Raw genomic sequence first — 16,041 nt, forward strand, 5'->3', positions numbered from 1 at the left:
CACATCCCGGAGCACGCGCCTGCTCAGCAGGCCGCGCTCCCCTCAGGGGCCAGGGGAAGAGCTGATACGGCCGCGGTTCATGCGCTCGGTGTGATATTCTTGACCTCTGCATGAGCACCTGGTCCCCCACTTCCTGGAAGACGAAGCCCATCACCCAAGACGTCCACTATGAGGAGCAGAAGGAGGTGGAGGAGGTCGTCGCGGAGCTCGGCCGGCTGCCTCCGCTGGTCACCTCCTGGGAGGTGGAGCGCCTGCGCGAGCTGCTGGCGGAGGCCCAGCAGGGCCGCCGCTTCCTGCTGCAGGGCGGGGACTGCGCCGAGTCGCTCTCCGACTGCCGTCCGGACATCATCACCAACCGGCAGAAGATCATCCTGCAGATGTCGCTGGTGCTCATCCACGGAGGGCACCGGCCCGTCATCCGGGTGGGGCGCATCGCCGGCCAGTACGCCAAGCCACGCTCCAAGCCCACCGAGACGCGCGGGGGCGTGGAGCTGCCCAGCTACTTCGGGGACCTCGTCAACCGGCCGGAGTTCACCCCCGAGGCGCGGCGGGCGGATCCCCGGCTGATGCTGGCCTGCTACCACCACGCGGCGATGACGCTCAACTTCGTGCGCTCGCTGAGCGACGGTGGTTTCGCGGACGTGCACCACCCCGAGTACTGGGACCTGAGCTTCTTCCGGCAGGCCGCCGTGCCGGGCGAGCTGCGCGAGGAGTACGAGCAGACCACCCGCAAGCTCAGCGAGGCCCTGCGTTTCATGGAGGCCCTGGGCGAGCGCACCGTGGCGGACCTCACCCGCGTGGACTTCTACACCAGCCATGAGGGCCTCAACCTCCATTACGAGTCGGCCCAGACGCGTCAGGTGCCGTGGCGCCAGGGCTGGTACGACCTGACGACGCACCTGCCGTGGATTGGCGAGCGCACCCGGGCCCTGGACGGCGCGCACGTGGAGTTCTTCCGCGGCATCCGCAACCCGGTGGGCGTGAAGCTGGGCCCCAGCGTGTCCCCCGCGGACGCCGTCCGGCTGGCCGAGCAGCTCAACCCCGACAACGAGCCGGGCAAGCTCGTGCTCATCACCCGCATGGGCGCCCAGAAGGTGGCGGACGCGCTGCCCCCGGTGGTGGAGGCCATGCGGCGGGCGGGCCGGCTCGTGCTCTGGGTGTGCGACCCGATGCACGGCAACACCGTGAGCACCTCCTCCGGCATCAAGACGCGCAACTTCGATGACGTCCTGCACGAGGTGGAGCGCAGCTTCGACGTGCACGAGCAGCTCGGCTCCTACCTGGGCGGGGTGCACTTCGAGCTCACCGGCGAGGACGTCACCGAGTGCATGGGCGGTGCCGTCGGCATTACCGAGAAGGATCTGGAGCGCAACTACGCCACGCTGTGCGATCCGCGGCTCAACTACCGCCAGGCCCTGGAGATGAGCTTCCGCCTCGCCCGGCGCATGAGCAGCCTGCCCCGCGCACCCCGGTCCTGAGCCACAACCGCTCACGCGCGTGTCACCGGTGGACAGGCCGTGCAGCTCCCTTCGGGCACACGCCTGGACGGTACGTTCTCATGCGTACTCGCGCTCGAGGAGACGGGCGGCCACCGCGGCGCCATCGCCTTTCACGTCGCCGGCCAGCGCCGCGGCACGGTCTGCGACTCGTGGCTCGAGGGCGACGCGCAGAGCGGAGGCCACTGAGTCGACGCTGAGTTCGGCGCGCGGGACGGATGCTCCCAGCCCCAGTGCACGAACCCGGGAACCCCAGTACGGCTGATCGGAGAACATCGGGACGAGCACCTGCGGTACGCCGGCCCGAGCGGCCGTCGTCGTGGTCCCCGCTCCCCCGTGGTGCACCACCGCCGCGAGGCGTGGGAACAACGTCTGTTGGTTCACATCGCCGATCGCGATCACATCGTCCGCGTCGTCGATCAGGCCCAGCCCGGCCCATCCTCGCGACAGCACCACACGGCGGCCGACCGACCGCACGGCCTCGACGACGGTGCGGCCCGCGGCCTGATCAGCGGGCATGCTGCCGAAGCCGACGTAGACCGGCGGCGCGCCGGCCGCGAGGAACTCCTCCAGCGCCGGCTCCAGCGGCGCCTCGTCCTCGAGGAGCCAGGCACCGGTCTGCACGACGCGCATCCCCGGTGTGCTGGGCAGCGGCCCCAACGTGGGGTCGGCCGCGAGCCACGGCTCATCGGAAAGGACGTGGTTGCGCAACTCGCTCAGCGGGGCGAGCCCCAGCCGGCGCCGGTTGTCGTTCACGAGCTCGAGAAATCGCTGATTCCACGCCCGCGACTCGTCCGCCCATCGCTGCATGTTCGCAACCGGGTCTCCCCCGGGCTCTCCATCCGGCGCGTGGTCCGGCGACGGAAGCACCACCGGGGCGTAAAGAGCAACAACGCAGGGGAGCCCTCGCGACTCGGCAATGGAACGGACAGCGTATTGGTGCGCCCCTCCGCCGACGAGCATCTCGCATCCCTCCACGGCCGACGCGATCACGTCGAACTGGTTGGTCACCAGGTGTCGGACCAGCTCGCGCATCTGCTCCGGGGTCGGCGCTGTTCCCGCCGACCCGCCTCGGGGCTCACGCATCGCGATGCCGATCGGCGTCGCGTCGAAGCCGAAGCCCCTGACCCAGTCGAGGAAGTTGGGCGGCACACAGAGCCGCACAGCGTGACCGCGTGCCCGCAGCTCCACCGCCAACGCCACGATGGGTTGCACGTCACCGCGCGTTCCGATTCCTGACAGAAGTACCCGCACCGTCGTTCTCCGTTCCGCGCCCACCTTGGACGCATCGAAAGACAGAGGACAAAGGTGGCAGGTGTGACGCGATTTTTCAGCAGAAGGAAGAGCCGCCGAAGGTTCGAGCGGAACCAGCAAGCACCGCGCTCAGAACTCCTGCGGGCAGGAGTTCAAGCTGCAATTCAACGTCAGGATGCAGCAGAAGACCGGTTCAGTCACCGGCAACTCCAGGCCTCCCACGGTTTCATGCAGCTCGCGCTCTCCGAGCTCTGTCAGGGGCCTGCCGGACGGCGACTCGGGGAGGGCTGCCCGTTGCCCGGCTGGCAGCGACGCTCGGTACCGCGGATCCTTCCATGCACGGATGACCATGTCCTTTTTCATGAAACGCCTCCGACTGGATAGAGTGCGTGGGCGCCCTTCGTGACATTGCCATTGGCAGGAGCGCAGCAGGATCCGCGTTTACGGAGGATGCGTTCGTTCACGAAGTCGGGGCGCGCCAGGGCGGCCAGAACCGGGGCCAGGTGTCTCGGGGGCGACATCCCCGGAGGCAAAGAAGAGAGCAACTCCCATCCAGAGGTGGTGAATGACACGCATCGCGGTGCTCGGAGCAGGTGGGGTGGGGAGCGCGGCGGCGCGGTTCCTCGCGCGCGAGGGACACGAGGTCACGGTGCTCGAACAATTCGAGACCGACCACGACCGGGGCAGTTCGTACGGGACCTCGCGCATCATCCGGAAGACGTACACCGATGGCTTCTACACGACGTTGATGGGCGAGGCGTACCCGCTCTGGGACGAGCTCGAACGCGAGGCGGGCGAATCCCTGTTCGCGCGCACCGGAGGGCTGTTCTTCGGCCCCGAGGACCACCCGGAGCTGGCCGCCGTCCGGCGCGCGTTGAAGGACAACGGAGTCCCCTTCGAGGAGCTGGAGCCCGGCACGTGCGCGCGGAGGTTCCCACGGCTCCAGCTCCTGCCCGGAGAGGCCGGCGTGTTCGAGCGGGAGGCTGGGTTTCTCCGAGCCTCGGCATGTGTGCGAGCCAACCTCCGACTGGCAACCGCGCACGGGGCCCGGGTCCGCTCCCGCACTCCCGTGGAAGGTCTCGAGCCCCGCCCGGGGGGCATCCGGCTCACATTGGCTGGCGGCGAAGCGCTCGACGTCGACCGGCTGGTGGTGACGGCGGGGCCGTGGACCGCTCGACTGCTCGCCCCCTTCGTCGCCCTGCCCTTCACCGTGACCCGGCAGGTGTATTGCCACTTCGAGCCGGAGGTTCCACTGGCGGACTTCGGCGCGGAGCGGTTCCCGGTGTGGATCGATCTCGCGACGAACTTCTATGGCTTCCCGCACGATGGGCAATCGCCCGGCGTGAAGGTCGCATGGCACATGCCGGGCACGCCCACGGACCCCGACCAGGTGGACCGGACGCTCCACGAGGAGGACCGGGAGCCCCTCCGACGCTATTGCGCCGGGCACCTGCCCGGGCTGTCGTCGCGCACTGCCCACGAGAAGGTCTGCCTCTACACGATGACGCCGGACAGCGACTTCGTGGTGGACCACCTGCCGGGCGAGCCCCGCGTCACCCTCGTGGGAGGACTGAGCGGGCACGGTTTCAAGTTCACCGTGTTGCTCGGACGCATCGCTGCCTGGATGGCCACGGACCGGAAGGTGCCGTGGGAGCTCTCGCGCTTCGCCCTGTAAGCGATTGGAGGCGGCCTCTCGCTCGGGCGCATCGCGTCGGGCGTCATCTGGGAAACGAGAGACTCCCACGGGATGTCGTGGGATTGACACGCTCCGAAAGCGCTCACCCGGAGCCCAGAAGCGCTGAAGCCGGCGCGCGTAGGGTCCGGTCCCTTTCCAAAGGGAAGAGAGCCCACGAATGCCTCGGACTTTTCGTCACACCGTCCTCGCCTCGGTCGCTGTCCTGCTGTCCTTGGGCTGTGCCTTCGCGCAGTCGGCCAAGGATCCCAAGCCGGGTGGTCTCAAGACGCCTACACCCAAGGACACAGGCGACCAGACGTACACGATTCCAGTAGTGGCCGAGGAGAGCTTCCAGGCCGTCATGGCCCGCGACATGAAGGAGAAGGCCGGGGTCATGCGCCGCCAGCAGGCGCTCCTCGAGGCCCGATACGACCTCTCCAACCGGCCCGCGAAATCCATGATGGCGGGCGGCCGCAAGGCCGTGCAGGAGGGGATCCGCGTCAAGCTCCCGAATGGAGTGACCTGGGAGCAGCTCGCAGCCATGCGCCCAGACGAGATCCGCGAGAAGGGCCTCTTCCCGCAGGGCTTCCTTCCACTGCCTCATGTCAAGCACGCCGTGGGGGGGCAGGTGTTTCCGAAGATGGAGATCGACGAGATCCGCAAGCAGGAAGGCCGCTCGCTCGAGCGCTTCGACGTCGATTTCGATCTCCCCGAGCACCTCCTGCCCGAGTTCCCGCCGCCCATCTTCCTCTCGCAGCGACCCGAGCTGGGTGACGTCTCCCAGGGCAAGGTCCTCACCATCCGCAACTTCTTCGAGATCATGAACGGCAAGCTCACCCCCGTTCAGATGGATGGCCTCCGGCAGCTCCTCACGCCGTTCCCGCAGGCGGAGTTCAACGCGACCGACGCCCGGAAGGTGGCCGAGGGAAGCCTGGGCGTCACCTGCCTGGACTGTCACGTGAATGGCCACACGAACGGAGCCTTCCACCTGAACCCGGACACCCGGCCTCAGGCCGCGCGCTTCCGGCTCGACACGGTCAGCCTCCGGGGGGTGTTCAACCAGCAGATCCACGGCTCGAAGCGCTCTCTGCGCTCCATCGAGGATTTCACCGAGTTCGAGCAACGCACCGCCTATTTCAACGGAGACATCGCGGATGCCGCCAAGAAGGGCGTGAACGAGCCCGACCGCCCCACCCAGGTGGCGATGATGGCCCAGATGCAGAACATGTTCGACTTCCCGCCAGCTCCCAAGCTCCTGCCCACGGGCCGCCTCGATCCGGCACTGGCCACGGACATGGAGAAGCTGGGCGAGAAGGTCTTCTTCGAGAAGGGGCAGTGCGCGACCTGCCACCCGCCGCCCTTCTTTCTCGACAACAACATGCACGACCTCAAGGTCGAGCGATTCTTCAAGCAGCAGACGATCAACGACCAGGCCATCCACGCCGATGGACCCATCAAGGCGTTCACGCTCCGGGGGATCAAGGATTCGCCTCCCTACCTGCACGACGGACGCCTGCTGACGCTCGAGGACTCGGTGGAGTTCTTCAACCTCGTCCTGGGCCTCAAGCTGGAGCCCCGCGAGAAGGAAGCGCTCGTCCACTACATGCGAGCGCTCTGAGGTGGAGCACCACGGCGGGCCCGACATCCTGAAGACGGGCTCGCGCCATCACGAGCCCGGGCCGGTAAGGCGGGCGAGGTCACTGACGGCCCGAGCCACGTTTCACCCGCAGCAGCCCGGCCGCCAGGGTCTTGGAGAGGAATCGCGTCACATCACGGGTTGCTGCCTGCCCGGGTGAGCTCCAGGCCCGGGAGCTCATCGGACTTGCGCCAGTTCTCCAGGATGTCGATGAACTCGAGCGTGCCGCCCCCGTAACCCGCGCTGCGAATCAAGCTCGGGGGAGGCGTGGCCCCCTCGTTGTTGATGTAGCCGGGCGTGCATTCGGCACCACCGAAGACGTGGCCCTTCTGGAGGCTGACGAGGATCCGCCCCCACCACTGCTCCTGCGCCTGCTCCGTCGGTTCGACCGTCTCGACGCCCCGCTTCAGGCTCTGATCGACGATGTAGGCGGCGTGCCGCGCCAACTCCTCGAGGATGTGGACGAAGTTGATCGCCCAGCTGCTCTGGATGAGACCGATCATCAGGAGGTTCGGATAGCCGCGGCTGGTCACGCCGTGGAGCGTCGACGGGCCGTCGGCCCAGGCGTCGCTCAAGGACCTGCCGCCGCGCCCGCGGATGTCGAAGCCCAACTTGCGGGTGTAGTCGCCCGTGACCTCGAAGCCCGAGGCGTAGACGAGGCAGTCGACCTCGTATTCCTTGCCCTTCACCACCACGCCGTTGGGGGTGATGCGCTCCACGCCCTTGCCGTCGGTATCCACGAGCTGGACGTTGGGGCGGTTGAACGTGTCCAGGTACTCATCATGGAAGCAGGGCCGCTTGCACAGCGGGTCGTAGTAGGGCTTGAGCGCCTCGGCCGTCACCGGATCCTTGACGATGGAGGCCACCCGCGCGCGGATCTCCTCCATCTTGCGCAAGTTGGACAGCTGGTGGATTTCGACCGCCTCCTCGGGGCTCCTGGCACGGCGGGTCTCGGAAGCATCGAAGAGAGAGGTCCACCCGTCCCGCACCAGGTCCACCTCCTGCTGGAGACCGGAGACGAGCGCGGTGAAGTTGCGGATGCGCTCCGCCTGCCAGCCGGGCTTGAGCGTCTTCACCCAGGCCTCGTCGGTGGGCTGGTTGGCCCGCACCCCGACGCCCGAGGGCGTGCGCTGGAAGACGTACAACTGTTTGGCCGAAGCACCGAGCTGGGGGACCACCTGGACCGCGGTCGCGCCCGTCCCGATGATGCCCACGCGCTTGTCGGCCAACCGGGTCATGCCGCCCGTGGGGCCGCCGCCGGTATAGGCATAGTCCCACCGGCTGGTGTGGAAGCTGTGGCCCTTGAAGGTCTCGATGCCCGGGATGCCGGGCAGCTTCGCCTTGTGCATGATGCCACCGGCGATGATCACGAACCGCGCCGCGAGCTTGTCGTCCCGGGTGGTCGTGACGTTCCAGCGCCGGGCGTTCTCGTCCCAATCCATCCGCTCGATCTGCGTCTGGAAGAGCGCCGCCTTGTAGAGGTCGAACTGCCGGCCGATCCGCTGGCAGTGGGCGAAGATCTCCGGCGCCTTGGCGTACTTCTCCTTGGGGATGTAGCCGGTCTCCTCCAGCAGCGGCAGGTAGATATAGGACTCCACGTCGCAGGCGGCGCCCGGATAGCGGTTCCAGTACCAGGTGCCGCCGAAGTCGCCGCCCTTCTCGACGATGCGGATGGAGTGGACGCCGGCCTGGCGCAGCCGCACCGCCGCCAGCATGCCGCCAAAGCCACCGCCAACGATGAGCACGTCGATCTTCTCCGTCAGCGCCGGACGCGTGAAGCCGGGCTCGACGTAGGGGTCCTTGTCAAAGTCCGCGTAGATGCCGCTGAGGTCGCGGTACTGGGCGTTGCCATCCGCACGCAGCCGCTTCTCACGCTCGAGCCGGTACTTCTCCTTCAACGCTTCCGGAGAAAAAGAGAGCTCATCCTTCTTCGACGCAATCATCCGCAATCCTTTCGACCCGACAGCCGCGGCGCATGTACACGGCCGTGTACATCCTGGACATAACCCATTTGCCGTCCTAAGTAAACGGCGGTGTACATGTCTGACCCTTCCGAACCCAAGAGGCCGGGGCGCCAGCGAGATGCCGAGCGCACTCGCGATGCGATCCTCACCGCCGCCCGAACCCTGTTCTCCACGCGGGGCTACGCCCAGACCGGCGTGCGTGAGGTGGCGGAGCTCGCCGGGGTGAACTCCGCGCTCGTCGGCCGCTACTTCGGCTCGAAGCTGGGGCTGTACCGGGCGACGCTGGAGGTGATCGACATCACCCCGGCACTCCAGGGAGACCGGAGCCGCTTCGGCAAGGACATGGTGGCGGCCTTCTTCGACTGGCCGGACGCACCGGGCCCACTGCTGATGATGCTCCTCTCGGCGGCCGACCCCGAGGCGCATGCGGCGAGCGTCGAGTTCCTCCAGACAAAGGTGATCACCCCGCTGGCCCGGTGGCTGGGACCCCCGGACGGCGAGGGCCGTGCGGCGCGGCTCAGCATCCTCTGGAACGGCTTCCTCACCGCTTGGAAGCTGCTGCCCATCCAGGCGCTCTCCGGGGCACGCCTCACCGCCACCCGCCGCTGGCTGGAGGCGGAGACCCAGGCCATTGTCGACGAAGGCACCGTCTGAGCGCTCGCCTGCCTGGACCTTCAGGACAGGCTGCGCGGCGGGAGCGCACGTCCGACGGCGATCATGTCGAGCCGTAGCGCCTCGGCCAGCGAGAGCTCCGCGGCATGATGACTGGCGAAAGTGGTTTTCAGCTCGGCTGCCACCCGCTCCCGCGGTTTCCGAGCCCATCGAGCCCGGGGGCGTCCCATGTCACCTCGAGGCGCTCGTGTCTCCGGACGGTGACGCTCTTCAGGAAACCCGGCTTCTGCCCTGGCACGAGCCGGAGACCTGGGAGACGCCGGAGCAGCGCCTCGAGCGCCAGACGCGCCTCGAGCCGTGCGAGCGGTGCGCCGATGCAGAAATGGAGGCCCTGGCCGAAGGCGAGGTGCTTCTTGACGTCAGACCTCCGGATATCGAAGCACTCCGGCGCGTGGAACCTGTGCTCGTCCCGGTTGGCCGAGGCGTAGACGAGCCGGATGTGGGCGCCCTTTGGAATCGGGATGCCCCCGATCTCCACGTCCTCCCGTGCGGTGCGGAACATGGCATGCACGGGGGAGACCATCCGCACCGCCTCCTCGACGGCGCCCGCGGTGAGGGCCGGATTGTCCCGGAGTGCATGCAACTGCTCCGGATTGTTGAGCAACAACTCCACCGCCCCCACGATGAGGCCCGCCGTCGTCTCGTGACCCGCGAAGTGTACCTGCATCAGCAGGCTCACGAGCTCCGCCATGCTCATCGGCGGCGTCATCCCCTGGCCCTCGGTGATGATGTCGCTCAGCAGGTCCTCCCGGGGAGAGGTCTTCCGCTCCTCGAGCGCCGCGGCCAGGTAGCGCTGGAAGTCGACCACTCCTCGAGCGCACGCGACCTGGTGATCGACGGGGCCATGCGCCGCCAGGACCGTGGACAGATCGTCGGACCAGCGCCGGAACCTGCTGATGTCCGCGCGGGGGATCCCGAGGATCTCCGCGATGATGCTGGACGACAGCGGATGGGCGAACCGGAGGAACAGGTCCGCTCGTCCCTCCTGGATGAACGCGCTGATGAGCTCGTCCACGAGGGCACGGATGAAGGGCTCCTTCTCCGCGAGGCGCCGCCCGGTGAAGGCCTTGCTGACGAGGCCCCGGAAGCGCGTATGCGCTGGCGGATCGTTGTCGACGAGGCTCGGCACCAGGGGGTAGCCGTCCACCAGCGTGGAGACAACCTCCCGCGGAATCGTCGCGGCCCCCACCGTGATGGACTCGGCGGACGAGAAGCGGTCGGTATCGGCGACCACGGCGCTGATGTCCGCATGGCGCGTCACCACCCACGACCCGAGCAAGGGGCTGAAGAACACCGGCTCCTCTCGCCGTGCGCGTGCAAGGAACGGGTGAGGATTCTCGAGCTGAGGAGAGTCGAGCGGGTTGTAATCGGACCCAAGTCCGGAGGAGGTGCTGGCTTTGGACATACGGGCAGTGAGCTTACTGTGAGAGAGGCGTCCTGATTGGCGCCCCCCGAAAGCAAAACGGCCGCAGAGGTCTCCCCCCGCGGCCGTCGTCTCAAACGCTGGTCCCGATCAGACCAGGGCGCGCTTGTAGAGCGCCAGCAGCTCGGCCCAGGCCTTCTCGGCCGCGGCCTCGTTGTAGATGCCGCCGGCCATGTCCTTCACGCACCAGCCGTGCCGGGCGCCGTTGTAGACCTCGATCTTGTTTTTCACCTTGGCGGCGTCGAATGCCTCCTTGAGCTTGACCTTGGCCTGCGGGTCGCGCTCGTCGTCGTTGGCGGCGACGGCGATCAGCATCTCGGCCTTGATCTTCGGGGCCAGCAGGTGGGGGCTATCAGGCGCCTGGGTGACCAGGCCGCCGCCGTGGAACGAGGCCCCCGCGCCCACCCGCTCCGACAGCGAGGCGGTGCGGACGGTCAGCGGCCCGCCCATGCAGTAGCCCTGCACCCCGATCTTGGCGCGCTTGTTCACCTGCGGCTGCTGGTCCAGCCAGGCCAGGAAGGCGCCGCCGTCGGTGAAGACGGTGTCCTGGTTCAGCGTGCCCACGAACTTCATGATCTCCTCGCGCTCGGCGGGGACGGCGAAGTCCATCGGCCGCGAGAACACCGGCGCCTTGCGAGTGCGGTAGAAGGGGTTGGGCACAAGAACGGCGTAGCCCTCGGCCGCCAGCCGCCGGCCCATGTCGCGCATGGCGGGGCGCAGGCCGAAGGCGTCCGGCCACAGCAACACGCCCGGCCACGGGCCGTTGCCCGACGGGTGGAAGAAGGCGGCGTCGGCCGTGCCGGCAGGGGTCTTGATCTCGACGTCGTGCTCCTCGTCGCCGGCCCGGTTGGAATGGTCGTCCATGGTTCTCCTCCCCAGGAGCTTCGTTGAGGCCACCACTATTCCCGAGGCCCGGCCGCCGGCCAAGCCTTCGAAGCGCTAGAGCGCGACGAGCGCTGCCACGGCCCGATGTCCCGCGTGCTCGGCCCACCCCTGGGGCGTGTCATTGAATGACGTGTCGCGCACCGCGCGGTCCGCGCCCCGGTCGAGGAGGAGCGACACGACCTCGACGTGCCCGCGCAGCGCGGCCCAATGGAGCGGTGTCGCGACGTGATCGAACGGCGGTCGCGCGTGCACGCTGGCTCCGTGGTCGAGGAGCCACGCCGCCGCGTCCCGGTTGCCACCCATGCTCGCGAAGACCAGCGCGAGACCCAGGATGTCGGCGTGTGAGGAGGGGCGGTCGCGCACCTGGCTGTAGTGAACCAGGGCATGCGCGTCCGGCGCGAGCGTCCCGTCATCGCGCACGAACCGCGCCATCAAGTCGATGCGGCCGAGCCCCGCCGCGGTCACGAAGTCGTACCGGGCGCCGCGCTCAGCGGCCCGCCGTTGCGGAAGTCGATGTCGGCGCCGCGCGCGAGCAGCAGCTCGAGCAACGGCCTCTGATGGCCGGCTCGTCGGGCGGCATCGCTGGTTGCCACGAGGCCGAGAGTGCTCCACCCGATGTCATCGGGCTGCGCGGGCCCAGGCCGCGTGGCGGCGTCGACCTCGGCGCCGAGCTCGAGGACGAGTCGGGCGAGCTCCGTCGTCGCCGCCGGCAGTGGCCGGATGAACGGATTGCCAGCGACATGGTGCAACAACGTCGCCTCATGGAAGTAGCCGCGGTAGTGGCCCTCGGCTGACGTCACGCGCGCATGCAGCAGCGATCGTTCGGCGCGCAGCAGCCGCTCGAGGGCCTCAGCATCGCCCGCGTAGAACACGTCCAGGACCGCTTCGAGATCCGCCATGCGGGCGAAACGCTAACATGGGTGGAGCGCCACGGCGGGCTCGATATCCTGATCAAGACGGGCTCGCGCCATCACGAGCCCGGGCCGGTATGGCGGGCGAGGTCACTGACGCGGGCCCCTTGGGAGACAGGAGTAGCAACAATCTCCCCAGGAGGGTCTGCGCGAATGGGTTGTAGCGCGTGTTCTGGAACGCGGTGAAGCGCCATCGACCCTCCTGCTTGACGGCGACGAGCGTCTGGACGGACAACCGTCTACGAGAGGGGCGCTTCTGGCGCGCCATGAGGATCGCCCCCTTGCCGTGGACGACAGCCACCCCTGGAGTCAGCAAACGCACCGAGGGGGGCTCACCCACCAGGCGAGAGCCCTTCATGAACCGCTCGAACAGAGGCCTGTGACTCTCCGCGATCTCCTCACGGCCCTTCAAGCGCGAGCCGTCGAACACCACGTAATCGGCATCTTCCGTGAACAGCGCCGCGAACCCATCGGCGTCTCCCCTCCCCCAGGCGTCATGAAGTTGCCGCAGGAGCGCCAGGACAGCGGCCTCGTCAGCGGAGATTTCGGACGTCACCACGGAATGCTCAGGACTCACGCTCATACCCCCTCAATTCGCTCACCGATTTAGCTAAGTTTTTTAGATACCAACCCTCTGAGCTAAGGTCAAGTCATGCCAGCCGATACATCCGGGACCTCCAGACGCGCCAGGTTGGAGCAGGAGCTTTGCGACAGACTCGCCAATACGTTCAGCAGCGCGGTGGTGCTGTTCCACTCAGCGCTGGCCGAGCGGCTCGGGATGAACGTCACCGACTTCAAGTGCGTGGCCATCTTGAACGAGTCCGGTCCGATGACCGCGGGCCGGCTCGCGGAGCTGACCGGGATGTCGACCGCGGCAACGACGCAGGTGCTGGACCGGCTCGAACGGGCGGGACTCGTCCGGCGGGAGCGGGACCCGAATGACCGCAGGAAGGTCATCCTCCAACCCATCTCCAGCCCGAAGATGGAACGTGACATCGGCCAGGCGATGGAGGATCTGGCCCGCTCGATGACCGAGGTCACGTCGAACTACAGTGCCCCCCAGTTGGAGACGATCCGTGACTTCATGGATCGCACCACGCAGGTGCTGCAGCATGTCGCCACCCGGCTGAAGACCGGAACGTGAACGCCGGTAGGGGGTGTTCCGGACGCCCACCGAGCGGCCCCGGCTGCAGCCGCTGCCAGAGAATGCCTTCCCCGTGTGCGCAAAGGACAGCGTCCACTGGGAGCACAATCCACGGTTTCGTGTTACCGGGGAGCCGTGGAGACGTGGATCACCCCCTTCGAGCCGCAGCCAGCCCCCCGCGACGTCGCCGGAGCCTTCCCGAGCCCCTTCGATGAGCTCGGCCCCCATGTCCTGGCGCGCCGGGCCGCGGAGGCGATGCAGGCGGAGCTCCGGACGGGCTTCGTCGCGCCAGGGATCCCTGCCTCGACGCTCGAAGGCCCGGAGGGCGGCAAGATGCTCGGCGTGCTGGTCGTCCAGCAGCCCGACGGGCGCATCGGGTATCTCCGATCCTTCTCCGGCATGCTCGCCGGGCGATGGGAGGTCCCGGGCTTCGTCCCACCGCTCTTCGATCGCGAGGCACGCGCACAGGTGGAGCCCTCGGGTGAAGCCGTGGTGAAGGCACTGCTCGCCCGCGCCGAGGCGTTCCAGAGCTCGCCGGAGCTCGTCGAGGTCCGGGCCGCCCATGAAGCACAGCAGGTGCGCCACACCGGAGAACGGACGGCGCTGCGCGCCCGGCACGAAGAAAGAAAGAAGCGGCGTCACGCGCGGCGGGCCGAGATCTCGGCGTCGGACACGCTCACGGAGGCGGAGAAGCGCGCGGCCCTCCACTCACTCGACCAGGAGAGCCGGGGCGACAAGGCGGAGCTGCGCCGGTTGGAGGCGGCTCAGGACGCGGAGCGCCTGGCCATCGAGCCGAAGCGAGCACGGCTCGAGCGGCGTCTCCGGGCCCTCGATCGCTTGCGATGGATCGTCTGTCGCGCGCTCATGAAGCGCATCCACGACACCTACCGGGTCCCCAATGCGCTCGGTGAGCGCCGACCCCTGCGCGCCCTGTTCGCCCCCGGAGAGCCCCCCTCGGGCGCCGCCGACTGTGCGGCCCCGAAGCTCCTCGCCCATGCCCTCACGCATGGCCTGCGTCCGCTGGCGCTCGCCGAGTTCTGGTGGGGCGCTCCGCCACCCGCGGGGGGACGCGTGACCGGCGAGTTCTATCCCGCCTGCCGCGACAAGTGCGCTCCCCTCCTCCCGTTCATGCTGGACGGCCTGCAGGTCTCGCCCCCACGGGCCTTCTCCCCGCCAGCCGTCGCGACCGAGGGACTGTCCGTCGTCTTCGAGGACGCGTGGATCGTCGTCGTCGACAAGCCCCACGGTCTGCTCTCCGTGCCCGCGAGGGACACCTCCGTGACGGACTCGGTGCTCGCCCGGCTGCGCGCCCGGTATCCGCACGCGACGGGCCCGCTCCTCGTGCACCGGCTCGACCTGGACACCTCGGGACTGCTCGTCGCGGCGCTCGACCCGAGGACTCACGCGGACCTGCAACGGCAATTCCTCCACCGCGAGGTCCGCAAGCGCTACGTGGCCTGGGTCGAGGGGCATGTCCAGGGTGAGCGGGGCACCATCGACTTCCCCATGCGCGTCGACCTCGACGATCGGCCCCGGCAGATTCACGATCCCGTGCACGGAAAGTCCGCCGTGACGGAGTGGCAGGTGCTCGAGCGCAGCGGGACACGCACCCGCGTGGTCTTCTTTCCCCTCACCGGGAGGACACACCAGCTGCGTGTCCACGCGGCACATCCCCTCGGGCTCGGCGCGCCCATCGTCGGAGACCGGCTCTACGGGCGCCAGGACGGCCGCCTGTTCCTGCACGCGGAGTCCCTCTCCTTCCGCCATCCCGAGACGGGACAGCGCGTCTCCTTCGAGCGGCCGGCGCCATTCTGAATCCAGCGCTTAAGGCTCTCTTAAGGTCTCCACGCGAAGACAGTGTCGGGCCCGACGACATGGGCAAGACAGGAGCGGCATCCCGCCGCTCCCGGAGGCATCGGGATGAGCAGCGACGCCAAGAACGACACTTCACCCACGATCGTGACGCGCCGGAAGGTCCTCGGCGGGCTCGGCCTCGCCCTGATGGCCGCGCCGCTCGGCCATCTCATCGCCGCCTGCGGTGAGGGCAACGACGGAGGCACCCCAGGGGGCGGAAACGACGCGGGGACCATCACCGACCCCGGCTTCTGGGCGACCGGAGGCACGGCCGCGATGACGGCGGTCAGCAGCTATCCCGACCCGTTCGCCTCGGGCATCGGCTCGACGTGCAAGCTGACGTGCGAGGCCACCCTGGGGCCCTGCTACGCCAATACGCTGGTCCGCAAGGACATCAGCGAGGGCCACGATGGACTGCCCGTGCGCATCGTGCTGCTCGTGGTGGACGAGTCCTGCAAGCCCGTCCCGGGCGCCAGCGTCGACATCTGGCATGCCGCGCCGGAGGGTCTCTACTCGGGTGAGGACGCCAGCACCTTCTGCACCGGGGACGACCCGACCGCGACCTCGGCGAGGTGGTTCCGCGGCGTGCAGACGACGGACGCCAACGGCCGCGTGGAGTTCGATACCTGCTTCCCCGGTTGGTACAGCAGCCGGACGATCCACATCCACTTCACCGTCCGGCTCAACGACGCCGAGTATGTGACCTCCCAGCTCGTCTTCGACGACGCGCTGAACGACGACGTCATCAACAACCAGCCGCTCTACAACACGCGGGGTCCGCGCGACACGACGAACGCGAACGACAACGTCGTCTCCGCGGAGAGTGCCCCCGATTACATGTTCCAGACCCAGCGCATGCCGGACGGCGCGATGCTGGCCTGGAAGACCCTCGTCATCCGTTCCTCGCTCTCCAACGCCTCGTGCCAGATGCCGGGTGGTGGCGGTGGGCCTCCCCCGGGCGGTGGAGATGGCGGCATTCGTCCCCCGCCGGGAGACGGTGGCATCCGTCCCCCCCGTGACGGCGGGATGGGCCCGCCTCCGGGCACGGATGGCGGCACGGGCGTCCCGTAGACACAGGGAGCCGGTTCGTCCGGAGCTCGTCCGCTCGAGCTCCGGCCAGCCGCGGT

15 protein-coding genes are annotated in these 16,041 nt (G+C 68.3%); 7 read left to right on the forward strand and 8 right to left on the reverse strand.

The annotated features are described in order from the left end of the window. The first annotated feature begins 110 nt into the window (after positions 1 to 110). Positions 111 to 1,478, forward strand: coding sequence for a class II 3-deoxy-7-phosphoheptulonate synthase (locus tag NR810_RS27670; protein WP_257456950.1), 1,368 nt, complete (start codon positions 111 to 113; stop codon positions 1,476 to 1,478). A gap of 78 nt (positions 1,479 to 1,556) precedes the next feature. On the opposite strand, the gene NR810_RS27675 is transcribed toward NR810_RS27670, so the two are convergent. Both NR810_RS27675 and NR810_RS27680 read right to left on the reverse strand, forming a co-directional pair. After that, positions 1,557 to 2,870, reverse strand: coding sequence for a glycosyltransferase (locus NR810_RS27675; RefSeq protein ID WP_257456952.1), 1,314 nt, complete (start codon positions 2,868 to 2,870; stop codon positions 1,557 to 1,559). Between the two features lie 9 nt (positions 2,871 to 2,879). Next, positions 2,880 to 3,113: a mersacidin/lichenicidin family type 2 lantibiotic gene (locus NR810_RS27680; RefSeq protein WP_306818564.1), complete on the reverse strand. Its 234-nt coding sequence runs from the start codon at positions 3,111 to 3,113 to the stop codon at positions 2,880 to 2,882. Between the two features lie 202 nt (positions 3,114 to 3,315). Between NR810_RS27680 and solA the strand changes: the two genes are divergently transcribed. Beyond that, entirely contained in the window at positions 3,316 to 4,425 is a 1,110-nt protein-coding gene (gene solA, locus NR810_RS27685; protein ID WP_257456955.1) for an N-methyl-L-tryptophan oxidase, read from the forward strand. Between the two features lie 178 nt (positions 4,426 to 4,603). Beyond that, positions 4,604 to 6,043, forward strand: coding sequence for a cytochrome B6 (locus NR810_RS27690; protein ID WP_257456957.1), 1,440 nt, complete (start codon positions 4,604 to 4,606; stop codon positions 6,041 to 6,043). A gap of 152 nt (positions 6,044 to 6,195) precedes the next feature. On the opposite strand, the gene NR810_RS27695 is transcribed toward NR810_RS27690, so the two are convergent. Further along, positions 6,196 to 8,004, reverse strand: a complete 1,809-nt coding sequence (locus NR810_RS27695; protein ID WP_257456959.1) for a flavin-containing monooxygenase — start codon at positions 8,002 to 8,004, stop codon at positions 6,196 to 6,198. A gap of 96 nt (positions 8,005 to 8,100) precedes the next feature. Here NR810_RS27695 and NR810_RS27700 point away from each other — a divergent pair, with 96 nt between their 5' ends. Continuing rightward, positions 8,101 to 8,679 (forward strand): TetR/AcrR family transcriptional regulator, encoded by a 579-nt coding sequence (locus tag NR810_RS27700; RefSeq protein WP_257456962.1) that lies wholly within the window; start codon positions 8,101 to 8,103, stop codon positions 8,677 to 8,679. A gap of 127 nt (positions 8,680 to 8,806) precedes the next feature. On the opposite strand, the gene NR810_RS27705 is transcribed toward NR810_RS27700, so the two are convergent. The 5 genes from NR810_RS27705 to NR810_RS27725 form a co-directional block, all read right to left on the reverse strand. Next, positions 8,807 to 9,991 (reverse strand): cytochrome P450, encoded by a 1,185-nt coding sequence (locus NR810_RS27705; protein ID WP_257456964.1) that lies wholly within the window; start codon positions 9,989 to 9,991, stop codon positions 8,807 to 8,809. Positions 9,992 to 10,210: 219 nt separating this feature from the next. Next, a complete protein-coding gene (locus tag NR810_RS27710; protein ID WP_257456965.1) occupies positions 10,211 to 10,984 on the reverse strand; it encodes a dienelactone hydrolase family protein in 774 nt (257 codons plus the stop codon). A 75-nt stretch (positions 10,985 to 11,059) separates the two neighbouring features. Continuing rightward, on the reverse strand, positions 11,060 to 11,470 hold the full coding sequence (locus NR810_RS27715) for an ankyrin repeat domain-containing protein (protein ID WP_257456967.1): 411 nt from the start codon (positions 11,468 to 11,470) through the stop codon (positions 11,060 to 11,062). Then, the gene (locus NR810_RS27720) at positions 11,467 to 11,904 is read right to left on the reverse strand and encodes a hypothetical protein (protein ID WP_257456969.1); all 438 of its coding nucleotides are present in this window, start codon (positions 11,902 to 11,904) and stop codon (positions 11,467 to 11,469) included. Before NR810_RS27720 ends, NR810_RS27715 begins: the two co-directional genes overlap by 4 nt. A gap of 52 nt (positions 11,905 to 11,956) precedes the next feature. Further along, positions 11,957 to 12,493, reverse strand: coding sequence for an SgcJ/EcaC family oxidoreductase (locus tag NR810_RS27725; RefSeq protein ID WP_257456979.1), 537 nt, complete (start codon positions 12,491 to 12,493; stop codon positions 11,957 to 11,959). Positions 12,494 to 12,568: 75 nt separating this feature from the next. Between NR810_RS27725 and NR810_RS27730 the strand changes: the two genes are divergently transcribed. The 3 genes from NR810_RS27730 to NR810_RS27740 all read left to right on the forward strand — a co-directional run bounded on the left by NR810_RS27730 (position 12,569) and on the right by NR810_RS27740 (position 15,985). Further along, entirely contained in the window at positions 12,569 to 13,060 is a 492-nt protein-coding gene (locus NR810_RS27730) for a MarR family winged helix-turn-helix transcriptional regulator (RefSeq protein WP_257456982.1), read from the forward strand. A gap of 135 nt (positions 13,061 to 13,195) precedes the next feature. Continuing rightward, positions 13,196 to 14,875 (forward strand): RluA family pseudouridine synthase, encoded by a 1,680-nt coding sequence (locus tag NR810_RS27735; protein WP_257456984.1) that lies wholly within the window; start codon positions 13,196 to 13,198, stop codon positions 14,873 to 14,875. A 105-nt stretch (positions 14,876 to 14,980) separates the two neighbouring features. After that, on the forward strand, positions 14,981 to 15,985 hold the full coding sequence (locus NR810_RS27740) for a dioxygenase family protein (protein ID WP_257456985.1): 1,005 nt from the start codon (positions 14,981 to 14,983) through the stop codon (positions 15,983 to 15,985). Positions 15,986 to 16,041: the final 56 nt, after the last annotated feature.

Source organism: Archangium lipolyticum (assembly GCF_024623785.1).
Lineage (GTDB): Bacteria > Myxococcota > Myxococcia > Myxococcales > Myxococcaceae > Archangium > Archangium lipolyticum.